This window comes from Roseinatronobacter alkalisoli (assembly GCF_028745735.1).
GTDB lineage: Bacteria > Pseudomonadota > Alphaproteobacteria > Rhodobacterales > Rhodobacteraceae > Roseinatronobacter > Roseinatronobacter alkalisoli.
Genome location: NZ_JAQZSM010000040.1, coordinates 1 through 19,083 on the forward strand (window position 1 = coordinate 1; position 19,083 = coordinate 19,083).

General features: G+C 55.5%; 17 protein-coding genes. 5 read left to right on the top strand and 12 right to left on the bottom strand.

Annotated elements, in window-relative coordinates; genetic code table 11:
• The first annotated feature begins 144 nt into the window (after positions 1-144).
• Positions 145-1,296 (top strand): fumarylacetoacetate hydrolase family protein, encoded by a 1,152-nt coding sequence (locus PUT78_RS21115; protein WP_274354235.1) that lies wholly within the window; start codon positions 145-147, stop codon positions 1,294-1,296.
• Positions 1,297-1,474: 178 nt separating this feature from the next.
• Here PUT78_RS21115 and PUT78_RS21120 read toward each other — a convergent pair whose 3' ends face one another.
• From PUT78_RS21120 to PUT78_RS23910, 10 genes are all read right to left on the bottom strand, one after another.
• Complete coding sequence (locus PUT78_RS21120; RefSeq protein ID WP_274354236.1) at positions 1,475-2,305, bottom strand: carbohydrate ABC transporter permease; 831 nt, start codon at positions 2,303-2,305, stop codon at positions 1,475-1,477.
• Positions 2,302-3,189, bottom strand: a complete 888-nt coding sequence (locus PUT78_RS21125; RefSeq protein WP_274354237.1) for a carbohydrate ABC transporter permease — start codon at positions 3,187-3,189, stop codon at positions 2,302-2,304. Before PUT78_RS21125 ends, PUT78_RS21120 begins: the two co-directional genes overlap by 4 nt.
• Positions 3,190-3,259: 70 nt before the next feature.
• Positions 3,260-4,537 (bottom strand): extracellular solute-binding protein, encoded by a 1,278-nt coding sequence (locus PUT78_RS21130; RefSeq protein WP_274354238.1) that lies wholly within the window; start codon positions 4,535-4,537, stop codon positions 3,260-3,262.
• Between the two features lie 59 nt (positions 4,538-4,596).
• Positions 4,597-5,676: an ABC transporter ATP-binding protein gene (locus PUT78_RS21135; protein ID WP_274354239.1), complete on the bottom strand. Its 1,080-nt coding sequence runs from the start codon at positions 5,674-5,676 to the stop codon at positions 4,597-4,599.
• Positions 5,677-5,689: 13 nt separating this feature from the next.
• A complete protein-coding gene (arfA, locus tag PUT78_RS21140) occupies positions 5,690-7,201 on the bottom strand; it encodes an arabinosylfuranosidase ArfA (RefSeq protein WP_274354240.1) in 1,512 nt (503 codons plus the stop codon).
• 1,098 nt (positions 7,202-8,299) lie between these two features.
• Positions 8,300-9,142, bottom strand: coding sequence for a PhzF family phenazine biosynthesis protein (locus PUT78_RS21145; RefSeq protein WP_274354241.1), 843 nt, complete (start codon positions 9,140-9,142; stop codon positions 8,300-8,302).
• Between the two features lie 355 nt (positions 9,143-9,497).
• Entirely contained in the window at positions 9,498-10,433 is a 936-nt protein-coding gene (locus PUT78_RS21150) for a Csu type fimbrial protein (protein WP_274354242.1), read from the bottom strand.
• A gap of 32 nt (positions 10,434-10,465) precedes the next feature.
• On the bottom strand, positions 10,466-12,847 hold the full coding sequence (locus PUT78_RS21155; RefSeq protein WP_274354243.1) for a fimbria/pilus outer membrane usher protein: 2,382 nt from the start codon (positions 12,845-12,847) through the stop codon (positions 10,466-10,468).
• Positions 12,825-13,541 carry a fimbrial biogenesis chaperone gene (locus PUT78_RS21160; RefSeq protein ID WP_274354244.1) on the bottom strand — a complete coding sequence of 239 codons (717 nt, stop codon included), beginning with the start codon at positions 13,539-13,541 and terminating at the stop codon, positions 12,825-12,827. The genes PUT78_RS21155 and PUT78_RS21160 overlap by 23 nt, the downstream gene beginning before the upstream one ends.
• A 14-nt stretch (positions 13,542-13,555) precedes the next feature.
• The gene (locus PUT78_RS23910; protein WP_420793542.1) at positions 13,556-14,059 is read right to left on the bottom strand and encodes a Csu type fimbrial protein; all 504 of its coding nucleotides are present in this window, start codon (positions 14,057-14,059) and stop codon (positions 13,556-13,558) included.
• 280 nt (positions 14,060-14,339) lie between these two features.
• On the opposite strand from PUT78_RS23910, the gene PUT78_RS21165 reads away from it, so the two are divergent.
• The 4 genes from PUT78_RS21165 (at position 14,340) to PUT78_RS21180 (ending at position 17,441) form a co-directional block, all read left to right on the top strand.
• On the top strand, positions 14,340-14,519 hold the full coding sequence (locus PUT78_RS21165; RefSeq protein WP_274354245.1) for a hypothetical protein: 180 nt from the start codon (positions 14,340-14,342) through the stop codon (positions 14,517-14,519).
• 259 nt (positions 14,520-14,778) lie between these two features.
• Entirely contained in the window at positions 14,779-16,377 is a 1,599-nt protein-coding gene (locus PUT78_RS21170) for a flavin monoamine oxidase family protein (protein WP_337994713.1), read from the top strand.
• A 3-nt stretch (positions 16,378-16,380) separates the two neighbouring features.
• Positions 16,381-16,782: a c-type cytochrome gene (locus PUT78_RS21175; protein ID WP_274354246.1), complete on the top strand. Its 402-nt coding sequence runs from the start codon at positions 16,381-16,383 to the stop codon at positions 16,780-16,782.
• A gap of 170 nt (positions 16,783-16,952) precedes the next feature.
• Positions 16,953-17,441, top strand: a complete 489-nt coding sequence (locus tag PUT78_RS21180; RefSeq protein WP_274354247.1) for a RidA family protein — start codon at positions 16,953-16,955, stop codon at positions 17,439-17,441.
• A gap of 313 nt (positions 17,442-17,754) precedes the next feature.
• On the opposite strand, the gene PUT78_RS21185 is transcribed toward PUT78_RS21180, so the two are convergent.
• Both PUT78_RS21185 and PUT78_RS21190 read right to left on the bottom strand, forming a co-directional pair.
• Positions 17,755-17,964 carry a helix-turn-helix transcriptional regulator gene (locus PUT78_RS21185; RefSeq protein ID WP_337994714.1) on the bottom strand — a complete coding sequence of 70 codons (210 nt, stop codon included), beginning with the start codon at positions 17,962-17,964 and terminating at the stop codon, positions 17,755-17,757.
• Positions 17,965-18,411, bottom strand: a complete 447-nt coding sequence (locus PUT78_RS21190; protein WP_274354248.1) for a hypothetical protein — start codon at positions 18,409-18,411, stop codon at positions 17,965-17,967.
• Positions 18,412-19,083 lie beyond the last annotated feature (672 nt).

The window sequence follows — 19,083 nt, forward strand, 5'->3', positions numbered from 1 at the left end:
GCACCATCAGACCCCATGGCAGGAAATCTACCGCTCCCATGTCGGCCAACTCGCCGAAGGCGGCTGCCTCGAACTCGCCACCGCCTATCAACGCATCCGCCAAAACCTGCCCCGCGATAATCATTGAACCAGAAAGACCTGAATATGACACTGCACCAGAATCTGGATGAAAATGGCGTGTATGTCGGTCGCATCTGGCGTCCTGATACCGGCCCCTGCCTTGTGACCCTGCGCAAGGGCCGGATTATTGACATCACGACCAAAGCCGCGCCCACCATGCGCGATCTGCTGGAACTGCCCGACCCGCTGGCACATGTGCAAAACACCACTGGAACGCCAGTTTGCACCCTGGAGGAGCTGGACAATATCAGCCGCCCTGACGCAGGCGAAAATGACCTGCGCCATCTTGCCCCGTCGGACCTGCAGGCAATCAAAGCCTGCGGCGTGACCTTCGCACGGTCCATGCTGGAGCGGGTGATCGAAGAACGCGCAGGCGGCGACCCCGCGCGCGCCGATGCGATCCGCGCCAAAGTATCGGGCGTGATCGGCGACAGCCTGCGCGAGCTTGTGCCCGGATCGGTGGAAGCCGCGCGCGTGAAATCCGTGCTGCAGGCCGAAAACCTGTGGTCGCAATATCTGGAAGTGGGCATTGGCCCCGATGCCGAAGTTTTCACCAAGGCGCAGCCCATGTCTGCTGTGGGCCACGGCGCGGCTGTGGGCCTGCACCCGTCCAGCAGCTGGAACAACCCCGAACCCGAAATCGTGCTGGCCTGCGCGTCAGACGGGCGCATTCTGGGCGCTTGCCTTGGCAATGACGTCAATCTGCGGGACATCGAGGGGCGCTCGGCGCTGCTGCTGGGCAAGGCCAAGGATAATAACGCATCTGCCGCACTTGGCCCCTTCATCCGGCTGTTCGATGACCGTTTCGGGCTGGATGACATCCGCAAGGCCGATCTGGACATGACCATTGACGGCGCAGACGGCTTCCAGCTGACGGGCCATTCCTCGATGCGTGAAATCAGCCGTGATCCGGCGGATCTGGTGGCGCAAACCTGCGGGGCGCATCACCAATATCCTGACGGGTTCATGCTGTATCTGGGTACGATGTTCGCCCCTGTTGCGGACCGCGACGCCAAGGGGGCTGGATTCACACATCACGCACAGGACCGCGTGACAATTTCCACTGCGGGTCTGGGTCAACTGGTCAACACTGTTATGTGCTCCACCAAGGCCCCCCGTTGGAATTTTGGCACCAGCGCATTGATGCGCAATCTTGTCGGGCGTGGCTTGCTATAGGGCAATCGCCCCGGCTCGCACCTGTCTGCGGCCACCTGCCTCAGGCTTTCGTCGTTCAGGGGGGGAGGCATGAAGGCGTCGGCGCCTATGCCCCACCTGAAAGGTTTTCACTACCCCTGTGAAATTATCGCCTGTGCGGTATGGGCCAAGTTGATCAATTCTATTGGCAATCAGAACATTAGCCTTTCACACCCGACGAAATCATCACTGCCTCTGTTACACGGCGTTGAAACAGAAGATAGGCCACAGCGACCGGCATCGCACCCAGCAAGGCGACTGACATGACACGCGCGTATTGCACACCGAATGTGTCCTGCACTTGCGTGATGCCGACAGGAATGGTCATCGTGGATTCACTTGTTGCAACCAGAAACGGCCAGAAAAATGCATTCCATGCACCTATGAAAGTAATGATCGACAACGCGGCTGTGATACCCCAGTTCAACGGCAGATAGACCTTGAACAAAAGTGTATACTCTCCACCACCATCCAGCAGAACCGCCTCACGTAGCTCCTTTGGAACCGCGTCGAAGAACTGTTTGTAGACGATAATCACAACTGGAACGATCAGCTGTGGAAGGATAATAGCGCCCCAGGTGTTGATCAGCCCCATATCGTTCATCAAGATGAACTGCGACACGACCAGCGCCTGGGCGGGTATCATGAAGCTGGCCAGCACGACCAGATACAGCAGTCTGCGGCCCGGAAACCGCATCTGTGATATCGCATAGGCGCACATCATACTGGTAACCACCGTGACGACCGTGATGATCAACGAGGTTCCGATAGAATTCCAATACCAGGTTAGCAGGCGCGTATTGAGGATGGCATCAATATAACTAGTCAGATTGAATTCGTCAGGTATCAGCCCGGCGGAATCACTGACCACCCGCGACTCTCGTCGCAATGATGTGACCATCGCCCAGTACAGGGGAAAAACCCAGATCGCAGCGGCACAAAGTGTAATGACCGACAGGATGATATTTTCTATTTTGCGGGTTTGGATCATTTACGTCCTCCGATCCGGAGCAGTTGGAATTGCAGGACCGATACCACCATGATCATTACAAACAGGACCAGCGCGACCGCAGAGGCATAGCCACCCTGATTCAGTTGGAAGGCTTCGCGGTAAACCATCAGCAGCAAGACATAAGATTGGTTAAACGGTCCACCCTGGCTAAGCAGATAAACCTGATCAAACAGTTTCAGCTGAAGGATCAGCTGTAGCGTCAATACCAGTGTCGTGACCGGCCAGAGCAATGGCCATGTGACACGCATGAACTGTTGGCGCGATGTGGCGCCATCCAGTGCAGCGGCCTCGTACAGCTCGCTTGGAATGTTGCGCAGACCGGCAATGAACAACAGCACGTTGAATCCGTTTGTCCACCAGATCGTTACAACCGCTATTGTTGGCATCACCCATTGCGGATTGCGGAATACCGGCATCGACCTGCCGATTACGGCCTCGATTGCGGGTTGGACCACGCCGAACTGCACGTCCAGCATCCAGGCCCAGATTTCTGTCACGACCGAAACGGGCAGGATATATGGCAAAAAGAACGTGGCCAGGATCAGCGCCTGAAGCCGACCTTTCAAACGGTTGACCATCAGCGCAATTCCCAGCGCGATAGCCGTCGTTGGCACCACCGTCAAAACAACGAAATAGATGTTGTTGTAAAGCGAGGTATAAAACAACCTGTCTGCGAACAACCGCCTGAAATTGTCCAGCCCGACCCATTCGCCATCACCGATAAGCGGCGAATTGGTAAAGCTGAGTTGGATAACCTTGAAGGTCGGGTACAAAAACACCAGCAGAAAGATCGCCAGGAACGGCGCGATCAAGCTATAGGCGATCAGATTATGCCTGAGGCGTTTTTTGTTACGCAGTGCCACGGCCACTATCCTTGTTTTCAGTGTTCCCCGCGCCCCTGAAAACGGGCGCGGGGAACCGGTGTTGAAGGGATCAGCGTATCAGTGCTTGCAGTTCCGCGCGCATTTGCGCGACGGCGTCCTCTGGCGACATGAAGCCGTGCATTGCCGGTCCGATAACATTGACACCAGCGTCATAGACGGGCGAAGCCACCCCCGCTATTTGGGAGCGGGGATCGAAATAGGCAGTGTCAGCCAAAGACGCATAGGTGGCATTCGGCTCCATCGCCAGATACGCGTCACTTTCAGCCACAGGACGATAGGCCGGGATATGCCCGGCATCGGCCCAGGCGATCGCATGGCGCTGCATCCAGCCGATGACCGTCATCACTGCTGCGCGACGTTCCGGGTCCATCTCCTGATTACCCTGAATAGGCAGGGCAAAGGCGTGGCTGTCTGCCCAGGTTGCTTCCTGATCCAGCAATTGTGGCACTTGGACAGCGCCCCATTCAAAACCAAGCGAACCATCATTCTGCAGATCGTTCAGGGTCGGAACCTCCCAGACGCCGTTCAGGTGGAACGCCGACTGCCCGGATGTAAACAAGGCAACAGATGCCGGATATTCTGCCTGCTCTGGCTGCCAACCCTGCGCGCCCCAGTTTGCCATGATCTCGATAGCACGCTGGGCCTTTTGCGCGTTATCTCCGGGCAAGACCTCTCCGTCGACAATAAGTTCGCCGCCTTGCTGGCCCATCAGCGTATAAAAAACGCGCCAGATGCCGCCTGCTCCGCCAGTCTGATACGACAGCGGCGTGCGTGAACCGGCTTCGGCCGCATGTGCAAGCGCCCGCTCGAAATCTTCAAGACTGTTTATGCCGGTCAGTGTCCCGTCATCGTCAAGGAACTCGCTCCCTTCAAAATAACTGCGGTTGTAGTACAGCACAATAGAATGAATATCGAATGGCACTGCATAAAGTGTGCCATCGCTGTCGGACGCAGCATCCACTGCCGTTTCAAAGAAATCGCCAATCGCCAGGTCGGCGGCTTGCAGATCAGCGTCAGTTATCGGCGTCAGAATGCCTTCTTGCAACGCAAGCGGAATGCGCGACAGGTGGTAGGTCATGATATCAGGCCCCTGACCTACCGCAGCCGATGTACGCACACGCGTATAGAACGGCACACCCCATTCCGAAGTTGTCGGTGTGATATTGATATCCGGATGTTCGGCGTTGAACTGGTCGATCATTGCCCGCATACGAACACCATCGCCGCCGGCCAAAAAGTCCCACCAAGTAATTTCGTGTTGCGCCATTGCCGGCAAGCCGATCAGCGAGACCGCGCAAGCGGCTGCCAGTGAAGTAAATCTGTTCATGTCTTCCTCCCTGTGAATCCAAAATGTCTGCGCACGGCAAATGCCGTAAACAGACTGGTTTAGCGCAAGCGTCGTCCATCAGGATCGAACACTAATATATCCGCGGGATCAGCTGTCAGGTGGATGGTCCGCCCTTCCAGCATTTCGCGAATGCCGCGACGTTCAACGACCAGCGGACGATCACCCGCAAGCCGTGCATGCAAATAGGAAACTCCGCCCAGTTCTTCGGACATCTCGATCTTGGCCGACAGGCCGGTTTCGGCGGGCCGCAAACATTCCGGCCGGATGCCAAGTGTGACAATGGTTCCGTCCGACAGCCCTTCGCCGGTGCTTTTGGCTTCTAACGTGATCGCGCCAGCACCATCTGGCTGGGCCATGATCAGGCCATCCGAACGCCCCGTGACGCGCGCGGGGATAAAGTTCATTGCAGGTGATCCGATAAACCCCGCGACGAACTGATTGTCCGGATCGTCATACAAATGCAACGGCGCACCCGCCTGTTGAACAAAGCCGTCCTTCAACACGAAAATCTTGTCGGCAAGGGTCATGGCCTCGACCTGATCATGGGTAACATAGATCATTGTCGCACCGATTTCGCGATGCAGGCGTGCCAACTCCAGCCGCATCTGCACACGCAGTTCCGCGTCAAGGTTCGACAATGGTTCGTCGAACAAGAACACTTTCGGTTCACGCACGATAGCCCGACCGATAGCAACTCGCTGGCGCTGGCCGCCTGAAAGCTGCGAAGGCTTTTTGTCCAACTGATCCACCATTTTCAGGATCTCGGCGGCAGCATGCACTTTCTGCTTGATCACAGATTGCTTTGCGCGGGCAAGGCGTAGACTGAAAGCCATATTCTCGAACACGCTAAGATGCGGATAAAGCGCATAGTTCTGGAACACCATCGCCACACCACGACGTGCGGGTTCCTGATCGGTTACGTCCTGACCTTCGATCTCGATTTTGCCGCCAGTCGTTTCCTCCAGCCCTGCGATCATCCGAAGCAACGTGGATTTTCCGCAGCCCGAAGGCCCGACAAAAACAGAAAATGCACCCTTCGGTATGTCCAATGACACGTCATGTATCACCTTCGCAGCACCGAATGATTTTTCGACATTCCGCAGTATCACGCCGGTCATTTGCTTTCCCTCCTCAGGACACATCAAGCCGGACAAGATGATATGACAGTGGGGCGAGCTTCCCTTTCAGGGCACCGTCTTCGACGCCCAGCCCGCTGCCCGGCTGAGGCGATACCGCGTCAGGCCGGTCAGGCCCGTTGACTGCCCGCAGGTCATGGCCTTGCATTACGCGGTGATCTATCAGGCGCGCCCCGGCGAAACCTGTCAGCGTCATATCGATATCGGCGGTATCAGTCAGATGCCGGTTCAGAATAAACAGGCTGACCGTCCCTGCGGCGCTGTCATGGGTCGCGGCAATATCCATGAACGATACATCATCCGCGACGCGGCAATCATAAGTCGGCCCATCCACAGCGACGCGCAGCGCCTCGCCCCGGCCATAAAGTGACGCAAACTGATATGGATAATAGATTGTCTGGCGCCAGGCAGGGCCGCCCCTTTCCGCGCGGATCGGGGCAATGACGTTCACAAGCTGCGCGATGCAGGCAATCTTGACCCGGTCCGAACGACGAATGAATTCGTTGATCAGACCCGCAACAAACAGCGCATCCTCGAAGTTGTAATCTTCTTCAAGCAGGGCGGGCGCTTCTGGCCAGTCCCATTTGCGGACATTTTCCATGTCCTTTTCGCGGATGTGATACCAGACGTTCCATTCATCAAAACAGATATGGACATCGTTCTTTGCACGTTTTTTGGCTTTGACATAATCGATGACGCCGCCAATCGCCTGAATATAGCGCCCGGTTTCCTCGATCTTGCCAAAGTAGTTCAGCGTATCACGGCTGGAATTACCGAAATACTTGTGCAGTGAAATGAAATCAACGTTTTCGTAGCATTCCTCCAGAACCTGCCGTTCCCATTCCGGATAGGTCGGCATCTGGTCGTTAGAACTGCCGCAAACAATGGTTTCCAGTGTCTTGTCCATGCCCTTGACCGCTTTTGCGGCCTGATTGGCAAGGCGTCCATATTCGGATGCCGGTTTCTGGCCGGTCTGCCAAGGGCCGTCCATCTCGTTTCCGAGGCACCACATCCTAACATTGTAAGGTTCTTCAACCCCGTGGCTGCGGCGCAAATCCGACCAGGCGGTGCCGCCCGGATGATTGACATATTCCACAAATTCCCGCGCTTCCTGCAATCCGCGGGTTCCCAGATTGATCGCCAGCATCATGTCGATGCCCGCTTTTTCCGCCCAGATCGCGAATTCGTTGATCCCGACCTGGTTGCTTTCCTTCGATCGCCAGGCGAGATCCAGCCTGACGGGACGTGCGTCTTTGGGGCCGATTCCGTCCTGCCAGTCATAGGCGGACACAAAGTTGCCCCCGGGGTAACGCACCGCCGGTATCTTCAGGTCACGCACCAGTTCCAGCACATCGCGGCGAAATCCGTGTTCATCGGCTTGGCTATGACCCGGTTCGTAGATGCCGGAATAGATTGCACGGCCCATATGCTCAAGGAAAGCGGAGTACAGGCGCGGGTCGATCGATCCAATGCGGAATTCGCGGTGCAGGTTAGCACGAATCTTCATTTGAAAGTGGTCCTTTTGACAGAGAGTTTTCTGGTAAGGTGCATGGTCGCGTTTGGTTTCATTGCACGACTATGTCAGAGCACACGAACATGAACGGGCCTTTCGGACAGGCTGGGCGCGACAGGACACAGCCTGGCATGTGCAAAGCAAGCTTGCGCTGTCATGAATAGTTCAGAGAGCTTACTGGTTATAGAGACGCCAATGCGGAACAAAGTGCCGTTATCGTTGATGACACAGGCCCCCGCACCGTCACGGGCCACAACCTGAGGGGTGCCACCTTGCACGCTGATCCGGGACAACAACATCTTAGTCATTTCGCCCAATGGAAAGGGCATTTCGCAGCACGACGCATGGCATTTGACCTCCCCCCAAGGAATACGACCAGCATTTGCGACACTCAAACCATTGATCAGCCAGACGCTCCTCAAGGCGGGCTGATCGAAAAGACCGGTTAACACCTCCTTCGTAGGAAATGGTGGCTATCGCAGTCAAATAATAGTTTCAGGCTTATGTATATCGTGTTTGGTATATCTGGACAGTCAGCTGTTTGACTGCAACGGATTTGTTGACTGAATGGATGACGCTGCCGACGGCACCGCTATGCCCCACGTGATGTTTGTTGAAGGCATCGCAGAACAGCATCCATGCCCCGCGCCGTCTTGAATCGCGCCCGAAAATCACGCGACGTCAGCGATTGGTGTCGCAGAAAGACCTTGCGCATCTGCTCGCCGGAGTTGAACTCCGCGCGAAAAGCCACAGTCTTCATCGGCAGATCAGTGTCAGGAAGCGGCACCTTGACACGTTCGCAGCAAAATTGGTCAAGATAGTTCATCGGAGAAACCACCGGCTCGGCCGTTCTGTGATCTCTACTCCCTTTGCGCGACCGTTTTTTGCCAGCACTCGCCGCGCCACGGTGGTGTAGCGCACGGTCAGATTGCCGGTGGCCAGCGCGTCCTGCAACGGTGGAAACACACGATTGGTGGTTGACAAGACAGAGCACCAGAGGCCCCGGCCCGGAAGGCCATCACGCCGTTTCTGTTCCGCAGTATGGCGCGAGGATCCCAAACTGCTCAATGTTACGACGTGAACAAATGGCTGCTAAAGCCTCACCTCGCCCTCAACAACCATGTGAACGTCTCCGCCTATCCAAATGGTGCCGTCTTTGTCAGCCCGGATCGTTACCCTGCCATCCCGTTCTATACACCTCCCTTGAGCGACGACGATGTCTTCGTTCAGTCGATCAATCGATAGCAGCCATTTTGCAATCGCCGCATTCAGTGATCCGGTTATCGGATCCTCGCTCATTCCGCTTGATGGCGCGAGCATCCGAACTTCATAGTCGATGCCAGGGCTGTCACTGGCTTTCCCGAGCAAGCCAATTGCACGGAACTCCGGCCATTTTACTTTGCTGGAGTCGACTTCGAGAACTTCCGCTGCGGAGCGCAACTCGAAGAGCTGCCAGATGGGACCATTGTCAAGTTCGACGGTGTTTATGATCTGGTCCTGCCGCAATCCAAGTTGCTCGCGAATCCTTTTGTTCTCCGCAGGCTCCATCGGAGAGACCTTCGTCGGTGGCGCGGCAAAAGCTGGCGTTCCGGTACTCAGGTCGATCTCGATAATGCCGACCTCGCATTGCTGGCGAACAAGCTTCGCGTTACGAGGCGTTCCACCCGCCTCAAGCCAGGCCATGCAGCTTCCCAATGTCGGGTGCCCCGCGAATGGCATTTCCCGTGCAGGCGTGAAAATACGAACCTTGTAATCGGCACCGGCCACATCCGGTTTCATCAAAAAGGTGGTTTCGGCAAGATTTGTCCATCGCGCGAAACGCTGCATCGCCTCGTCGGACAAACCATTGCCGTCGACGACAACCGCCAACGCATTGCCTTTGGTGGGGGTGGCCGAAAAAACGTCACACTGGATGAAACGGCGTGGCATGGTCATGGTAGAATTCCTATAGGTTTTGATTTAGCTCAGCACACTTCCCGACGAAGCACCACATGTTTGTTGGAAAAGCGAACCTTTCCAATGGAGTGGCGAACGGCGCGCGCCTTTGAGAGCGGTTCAGGGCGGCCGCAATGGGCCGCTTGACCAAATCAAATTGCAACATACAAAGTAGCCGCCCCGCGAAGCGAAAGCGATTTCGCCATTTTGCTTTTCGTCATAACCATCACCCTTACTTAAGTTGATGGTCTTCGGCAAATCCGAAGCGATTCAGAAAGCCTTCCTGCGCAAGGCCATTCAATTGCCCATAAGTTGACCGCAGAATGATCTGCCCGTGTCGCCGTAGAATTGCCGCTCAGTAGGTTATCGTGACAACAATTGTGTCATTATAAATGCCGCTTGGCGGGGTATTTTGTGAAAAAACGCGGCCATATACGGTAAAGTTCTGCGTAGCACCTGACCCGGTGCCGGAACGTGCTGCACCTTCCGCAAGGGTCCCCCATGATATGCTGCGCGCAGCGTCCTGATACAGACCATAACGAATAGTGTCGGTCGCGATACTGCGCATGTATCGATCCAGCGGTCCAGTTCCATACAGTCCGTGATCAAGGCCGACATGATAGTCAGTCTGCGCGGTGCAGGTTACACTGATTGTGCTGGTCGCATCAACCGGGCTGTTCAGAAGTCCGACAGTTCCAAAGTTCAGATCAGTTGCCGAGACAAGACAATTGTCTTCTACTTCGGCCAGAACATCAAATGAAAACGTTGCGGTACGGTTGGTACATAATAAAAGCAAGTTGCATGTCCGGTAGTTGACGCGCACGTCGATCGGATCGCGGAAAAAGTTTGACTGATAGCTTCCTGGTGCAACGCTTTGTTGAGCACCAAAAACGCGCCCGTAAAAGGGTATATCGACAGTGCCACTGCTACCTATAAGCAAAACACTAAATGCTGAAAGGTCAATGCTTTCACCATTGACCCAGTTACTGCCCCCCAGCACAACAGTTCGCGCACTATCCTTGTATAGCTGATAGTTCAGACTGGTGGGCGTTGAAGGGCTAGTCATCTGACGCGCGCTGCTGTTTCCGCCGCCACTACCTTCACCGATATTGATGCTGCCGCTTATCGATGACAGCAACCCCAACAAAGCAGAGCAATTGACAGTAATGGTGCCGGAAATGTCAGTATCTGCGCTGCCCAATGTATCGGTTGTTCCAAAATTCACATCCGTGGCGCTGAACGAACAGGTTTGCGCATGTGCCGCTGTAGAAGCGAAGATCAGCGATGCCACAGCGCATATAAACCCGCAGAACCATCTGGTAATCATTGGCAGACCACCCCGCTGATCTGGCTAATGGTGCCCGGTTCGCGCGTGAAATCAAATTCGGCGCGGCAAGTACTCATATTGGGGAAATGCACAATAAGCTCATTGTGTTTTTGAAGATCGCGAAGATAGACCTGACCGTCATATCCCACAATGTAGCTTTCCCCGCTTTCGGTGTGCATCGCAGCCAAACCAACTTCGATCGGTTCGCCTTCGGCAGTAACCAGACTGACAAGTGCTGTCGCAGGATTTGTATTGATGCCGAAGTCCAGAACCACACCGCTACGTTGCGCGGGGCGCACAACCTGCCGGGTATGAGGGACATCAGCATCGAGCGGCAGCGATGCCGGATCGATGGACAACGCATTGCGCTGATAGGAGCGTAATCCAGAAACAAGCATGCGTCCTGACGGTCCGGTGACTCCGATCGAACGGTTCTCGTACTGTACTTCAACGCCCGGCGCACCAGCGTTCACCACCACAAATGCGTCTTCGATACGGTCGGACAAAAAGAAACCACCACCGGCAAACACAACTGCACCACGCGCGCGAACCCCGGCCGCTTGTCGTGAGGTTGAATGTCTGGTTGCAAATTCAATGCCGCCATATTGGGACCGGCGCCGGGCGGAAGCGGCAATCTCCGGCTGGGTATTTTGCTCTGCCTGTGCCTGCCAATGCCAACCTCTGTCACGATCTTTTGGTGTTCCCGAAATAAATGATGAGGCCCGCAATCGCCCGTCCCGGCTGCTAACGCGTGTCCCTGCATTTCTACGGCTGCCCAGCGGAACATGCATGCTAATGCCAAATACTGTATTTGATGTCGTGCCGCGACTTGCCATCGCCGACAGGCTGAGGGTCCCTTGATCAAACACCTTGGTTGAATAAGAGGCACCTATACTACGTTCCTGCAAACCGTCAGCACGCCGTGTGTCCGCATAGAAAATACTGCCGCCATCATTCCTGTCAGAAAGCACCGGCATGGTTGCTGAAAACTGGTTCAGGGACGTAATTTGCGCGGGAGGATCGAACCCCTGAGACGATTCAACAGATGTGTTTCGGGCAATATCAGAAAATTCGCCCCATTTGCGCATTGCGCGGGCTGACAACCGGAACGAATTTAGCGTCAGAGATGTAGAAAACTCTCCCATCATCCCAGTCCCAAAACCCGAGCGGCTGTGGGCTACACTTGCGCTGGCCGTACCGATCTTCCCAATCCGCACCGTTCCACCAAGCCCTGCCATACGCAAGTTCTCACCGAACTCTGTATGGGCCATGAGTGTTATATCAGGCGTCAGTCCAAAGCGTAGAGTCCCAACACCATGGACACCGCCAGTATAGCGATCGCTTGCCGTACCAATACCAAGACGCGGGACGCCAAGAGCAAGTGAATAATCAAACACTCCGGGTCGCATCAACTCTGACGAAACAAAAAACGGCTGGTTCACCCGCGTTTCGCGGCCAGTCACATCACGAACTACAATTTCGGCGTCAGTCGTCCCCGTTGAAAAGGGAAGATCTGCCAGTAAAAACGGTCCGAAGGGCACATCGGTCGAAAACCGGCGAATTGAATCAGCATACACATCAACAGTTGAGGGAACCTCTGCACTGCCCTCGTAGCTGGGCAATGCAATGGTCACAAGATCAGGGCGCAGTTCGAAGTTTCGTTCTAAGATTATCCCCCCCATCCGAACAGAGCGCGCCCAAGCTGGTCCGCGCGTCGATATGTCGCCAAGCTGGACCTGTGTTGTCCGACCAGGGATTGGCGTCCGCCAGTACGTAGTCAACCGGCGGTAACGGCGGCTCTCGCCCTGCCTGTATGCAAGCGTGAAGCTGTGGTTCAGGGTGCCAAAGGGCGTGAACAAACGCGCATCAAATTCACCGGCGACGCTGTATGAAAATGCAGATGCGCGTGTCAATTCAGTGTTGAGAGAGTAGTTCAGAACCAATCCGGTACCGGTGTCGACTTCGTCTGGCGATGGTTCAGTAGGACTTGCCGTGGCATTGATTTCACGTGGCGCATAGTTTTCCATCGGCGCGGTAAAATACAATATCTGAGCGGCCTCATCGAGTTCAAAAGACAGGTTCTCGATCAGGTCTACGCGAATATCACCCCTTACCCGTCGCCCCGCTATAATAGGTTTGATGCCAGTTCGTTCAAGCTCCTCCGCATCGGCCAGTAAGCGCCCGCCATCAAGATCCACGAACCGCGTGATCAAATCGGAAGACCATCCGTTCACGAAGACTTCCAAGTGCAATACCCGACCTTCTTCAACGATCATATCTTCGGCATTTAATCCGCTTGCAGCCGACTGCAGAAACAAGGAAACGCCAAGGAAATATAGTACTTGTCTTGCCCGGTTATCGCGATGAGACTGGGGCATTTAATGTCCCTAGACTTGTAGCCGCAGCCAGATTTGCACTTGCATTTCCAATTCGCGAGGCCGCGCCTATAGGCCAACGCATCGTCGAGTTGCCCAATGCATAGCCAAGAAGGCCGTCTCGCCTAACAACGGTAGAGTTCCCTCTCGTCAGGCGGACATTTGCCAGGCGCAACCGCACATCCCCTTGGTTGCGTGCTTCAAGAAAAGTCGCGCCGCCGCTTTGAACCAGTGTAAAGCTGACCTGCGGCGGCCGCGCGCGCGGATCAGCGAAAAACGCCGGTATCCGGAGTCTGGTGACAAATGCTACTTGACCCGCCTGAAGCCGCGTTCGGTCAGGCACCTCGTCTATATAAATCCGATAGGCTTCCTCACCCCGCACCGAAGCTGAACTTGTTCGTACAATGCGCAATGTTTGTTCCGCCCCCGGGCGAAGCTGTGTCATCGGTGGGCTGACGACGACATCATTGGTACTCTCCATGCGGTCTTGACCGTTCCGCTCTGTCCAGCGAAAAACCCTTGCCTGCACGGTCTTAATTTCGCGCCCGTCGTTTCGTATGGTCAGCGTTGTTGCAGCGCCCGGCGCAGTTACTTCCACCGTCACCGGAGATACGCGCAGACCACCAGCACGGGCTACGGCTGGAATCAACAAGGCCACACACATAATCGAGCACAGAACTGCGTTGACACGTTTCATGTCGTGACCTCCGCCTAATAGGATACTGTTACGGTAACCGTATCAGTGTAGGTTCCTGCGGTTGGGGTCGCCTGTGGCGGCACCCGCCCATATACTGTATGAGTCTGGGCGGTTCCGGTCCCCGTAGCCCCCACAGTATCAGTCGGCGGTGAATTGCCCCAGTTTACGCTGCGCGCTGCATCCTGGAAAAGCCCATAATCAACTGTCTCGGCCCCCCCCCCGCTCATCTTTCGCTCGGTTATGGTTGCGTCAATGCCAGTTCCTTCATTCAACCCAATCGTATAGGCGACGTCCGGGGTGCAAGTGACCTCAATGTTAGATGTTGCGTCGACATCTGTGCTCAGCACACCAGAGCTGCCGAAATCTAGCGTCTGGGTCGACGTGACCTCACAATCCGCCTGGATTGTAATTGTAACGTCGAATGTTGCCGTTGATGTTTGTGAAAGTGCCGCGTTCGGGCCAAGTATCAAAACAGTGGCCGAAACGACAATAAAGCGCGATAGAGGCCTTCGTTTCATTTCGCATGCCTTCTCATTTTCCGCATAAGACTTGTTATTTCTTATTCTTTTACTCGCGTACTCATGTGCCTGTACTGCTATACAACCTACACGGTATCTGCACTCCGTGCAAGAGTCTGCATGCGACAGGGGTTTACGTCGCACTTTCGTTGGATAGAGAAAACTTATGCCTCGGATTCGCCGTTGGACGGATGCGTTTCGGACCACCTGCCCGCTTTCTGCTTGCAGACTGTGCGGGGTCAATTAAATTCGCCTTAAGGTTTAGTATCGGGCGTATTTGATGAATAAAGCGTTTTCTCAAGTCTTTCGTATGGGTCAGTTAACGACCTCTCTTGGTCCGGATGTGCTGGCGCTGATGCGTTTTGAGGGTGTCGAGCGGTTGAATGATCTGTTCGACTGGCAGGTCGAGTGTCTGGCCGCCAATGATGACATCGATTTCGACGCGCTGATCGGCATCTGAAGCCGTTGGGTTGCAGCAAGTCCCATGCTGGCATCTGACGCTTCTTCTCAGGCACTTCGTGGCCCGTTCCGACATAGTTCGCCTCTTTTTTGTGCCGGATAGCAAGTAGCGGCATTTGTCTGGCGAAGGAAATCAAGCGACTGTTGCGGTTCTGGATGTATGCACGCTAGAGTTGTGCATGCCGCATCCATGTAGTGATGTTGACAATTTGTCGCACCCGGCGGACAGTGGTGATCGAACTGAAAAAGTGGAGGCCATTTTGGTTGATAAATTAACACCTAACCCGTCACGACGCGAATTCCTGACGATGGTCGGTGCTGTCGGTGGTGCCGCTGCAATGTATCAGGCGATGGGCATGATGGGGGTCGCGCATGCGTCGCCCTATGAGGGAAAAATTCAACTTGAACGTGCGCCAGAAGGGACGAAAGTTCTCATACTCGGGGCGGGAATTGCCGGGATGATCGCGGCGATGGAACTGCGCGATGCTGGCTATGAAGTCGAGGTGCTGGAATTCCGCGATATCGCGGGTGGGCGCTGCTGGACCATGCGTGCGGGCGACACATACGAAGAACTGGGCGGCTTTACCCAGACCGTTGATTTTGCGGAAGGCAATTATTTCAACCCCGGCCCATGGCGTGTGCCATACAACCATTACGGCATTCTTGACTATTGCCGCAGGTTGGGCGTCGAACTGGAACCACTGATCCAGATCAACAACAATGCCTATGTACATTCGGTCGACGCGTTCGACGGAAAGCCCGTGCGTTACCGCGAAATCAACACCGATTTCCGTGGTCATATTTCCGACCTGCTGTCTAAAGTCACTGATCAGGGTGCCCTGGATGCGGTACTGTCGGATGAAGACAAGGAAAACCTGTTGGCCGGTCTGCGCACCTTTGGCGCGCTTAACGATGACAACGCCTATGTTTCCGGGGATAACGCCAGTTCACGCCGCGGTTATGCCCGCCCACCTGGTGGCGGGGTGGATGGTGCCCCCATTGCCAATGAAATTCTGGACCTGTCCACCTTGCTGGATTCCGGATTATGGTCACGCCTTGCAACCAGCGAGGCGCTGAATGGTTCCATGCCGATCTTCCAGCCCAAAGGCGGCATGGACATGATTGCGCGCGCCATGGCCGACAACCTTGGTGATCTGGTCAGATATCGCAAACGCGTCACCCAGATCCGTCAGGATGAGGACGGCGTGATTGTCACCTATGACGATCTGGAAAACGATGGCGCAGAAGGAACGGCCAGCGCAGATTACTGCGTCTGCACCATTCCCTTCTCCATCCTAAGTCAGATTGATCACGATTTCTCCGGTCCGTTGGCGAATGTGATCCAGACCATGCACTATGCAGCCTCAATCAAGGTAGGGCTGGAATTCAAACGCCGCTTCTGGGAAGAGGATGAGCATATCTACGGCGGGACCACTTACACTGACCTGCCCATCTCGCAAATTTCCTACCCGTCGAATGACTATCTGTCGGACAAACCCGGAGTTGTTCTGGGGGCGTATTCATGGGGGGCGCTGGCGTATCAGTATTCCTCGATCGAACCTGAAGACCGTGTGCGCCGCACAGTTGAATGGGGCAGTCAGATTCACCCGCAAATGCCCGAAGAATTCAAGGCAGGGGTTTCTGTGGCATGGCATCGCGTGCCGTGGACTTTGGGCTGCTACGGGATATGGCAGGACAAGGCCGCCCAATATGACGACGCTGTGGCGATGGACCGGCGCATTGTCTGCGCGGGCGAGCATCTGTCCTATCTTCCGGCGTGGATGGAAGGGGCGGTCCTGTCGTCGCTGGACGCCATCCGCCGACTGAGCCAGACCGCAATCACCGCAGCAGGAGAATAACCGATGCGCATGCACCAACTATTCACCCCCGTCCTGTTCGCAACAAGCGTCGTAGCTGCCCCGGCCTTTGCGGATGACAGCGCGGCGTGGTTTGAAAACCGCAATGTCCTGACACAGGAAACCGGCGAAGGCATCTACAATGCCGTCTGCGCAGGCTGCCATATGCCTGATGGACAAGGGGCGACCGGCGCGGCCAGTTATCCTGCACTGGCAGACAATCCTACGCTGGAATATCCGGAGTATGCGGTCATGCTGACTTTGCACGGGCAGGCAGCCATGCCACCGCTGCGTGGCGTTCTGAACGACGAACAGGTTGCGGCAGTGGTGAACTATATCCGCACCAGTTTCGGGAATAACTATCCCGACGATCCGGCAACTGCCGAAATGGTCGCGCAAACCCGCTGAGAGGAGGCGCGAACTACCCCTGAAGCCGGGCATGGCAAGGCCCTATATGCCCAGTGCAACGACATCCCGACAGCGGAACAACACAATAGCCATACTCCACGGCGCTGATGTGAAGTGCTGTCTGTTGCGATCCACAACCCAAAACTACTGAAATCACTAAGGACGACAAAATGTTAAAAAAACCTCTCCTCTCCGCAGCTGCCGCGACCTTTGTGTTGTGCGGTTTTGCGCAGGCTGACGTTGTGCGCCACACCAACCCCGGCTCTACCTTCCCTATCCTGCGTGCGGTGGAAATCCCGGCAGACGCGACATTGGTATACCTGAGCGGCGTGGTGCCCGGTGTGACCAATACCGACGTGGAACCCAACACCGCCGAAGCTTTTGGCAACACCGAGGCGCAAACCATTTCAGTGCTGAACCGCATCAACAGCACGCTCACCGATCTGGATCTGACCATGTCAGATGTAGTCAAGATGCAGGTCTATCTGGTTGCCGACGACAGCGGGCGTATGGACTTCAGCGGGTTCATGGACGGCTATGTTCAGTTCTTCGGAACCGAAGATCAGCCTGAACTGCCAACCCGTTCAGTTTTTGAAGTTGCCGGGCTGGCCAATCCGCACTGGCTGGTGGAAATCGAAGTCGTTGCCGTACGCCCCTGAGGCGCAATCCACGATTATGTGGGGGAGGGTTGTCATGCTGCAGCAGCTTGCGCCCTCCTACACGCTGCATCTTCTGCACTATGGCGTAGCGCACCAGCACCACGAACAAGATTTCCGTCAGGGCGTGCAGTAAGTTCGACATGGGCGCGACCGCTAGCCGCAAACTGTCCTGCGGCGGCAGGTTCGCTGGAATCTGCATCACCCGGCCCCTGCCATCATCATCGGGATGAAGGCGGCGAAAGCCAGACGAAGGACAAGCGGCATCTGCCGCGCAAACAGGCGGACCATAGCAGGGTCTCTTTCAATTCGACGATCAGTCGTCGTGGTAGATGAACACGTCCTCGACGCCGACGCCGAAATGGTGCGCGATACGGAACGCAAGCTCCAGCGAGGGCGCGTATTTCCCGTTCTCGATCGCAAGGATCGTTTGTCGCGTCACGCCCACATGCGCGGCAAGGTCTTTCTGCGTCATCTCGCTTGCGTCGAACCGCAAGCGGCGGATGGTGTTCTCGATCCGCGCCATTTAGACACCCCGGCGATAGGCATAAAGCTTGGCCAGATTGCCGCAGGTATCGCCAAAGGCGCAGGCGGCAAGGATAAGGCTCATTGCCGTGATGACCTCCTGCCCCAGCGCAAGTTTTCCGATAGCACCGACGACCCCGATGACCGTGGCGATCCCTTGCACCTTCCAGCCGATGCCGGAAATCGCGCGGTCACGCTCGTCACGTGTCAGATCCGGCTTTTCACCAGTGACCACCTGCCAGATGATGCCCATGACAATGGTCAGCATGATCCCGATCACGATGCTTGCCACGATCAGCTTGAGCACCAGCACCGCCCAGACCTGTAAGCCCTCCGGCCCGTCGAACCGCCCTGCGGCATGACCGGTCACCAGGAACCACAGGAAGAGGCCGATGATGATGGCATTGGCTAGAATTTCGGTCAGGACATTGCGCTCTTCGTGGGACATGGGGTGATCCGGTCATTTGCTGGTAGGTATAAAATATTATACCTTATGTATGATATTTTGAACATAAAGTAAAGTGAATCATGCCATACCAGTGATCCCTCGACCCGCAAGCCACCCCTCAATGCCTTTTACCGAATACCTGCTTCTCGGCTTTGGCGTGGCTGGTGACGATCGGGATTGGTGAATGGGTTATCTGGCCCCTGCGCGCAGCATCAAGCCCGGACTCCGACAAACTCGGGGCGATTCAGGGTGCTTGAAAGGCGCCGATACACCCTAATAGTTTTCGGCTTGCAGCAGACCTTTCACGGCATTCTCGACATGCTGGGCGCGCATGGAGATGTGCCACCAGTCGAGATCGAAGGCGGCCACGGCCCGACCCGAAGGAGCGGACTACGAACAAATTGCAAAAGCGGGGGGGTGATTAAGGTAGATTTTTCTGTAGTATAAACTGAAAACTGAAGGACACTAGTACTAAGAATGCAGGAGCATAATTTCGAATATGATAAGATTACTGTCGTTTAGTCTGTTGATACTCTTGGCAGCCCACCCGCTTGCCGCCAGCGAGCCGGTTCTGACCGTGACAGGAGCAATCACGAACGACAAGATCAAGCTCACCCACGACAATCTTCTGGAATTGCCACAGAAACAATTGATCACGGCCACGACCGTTAC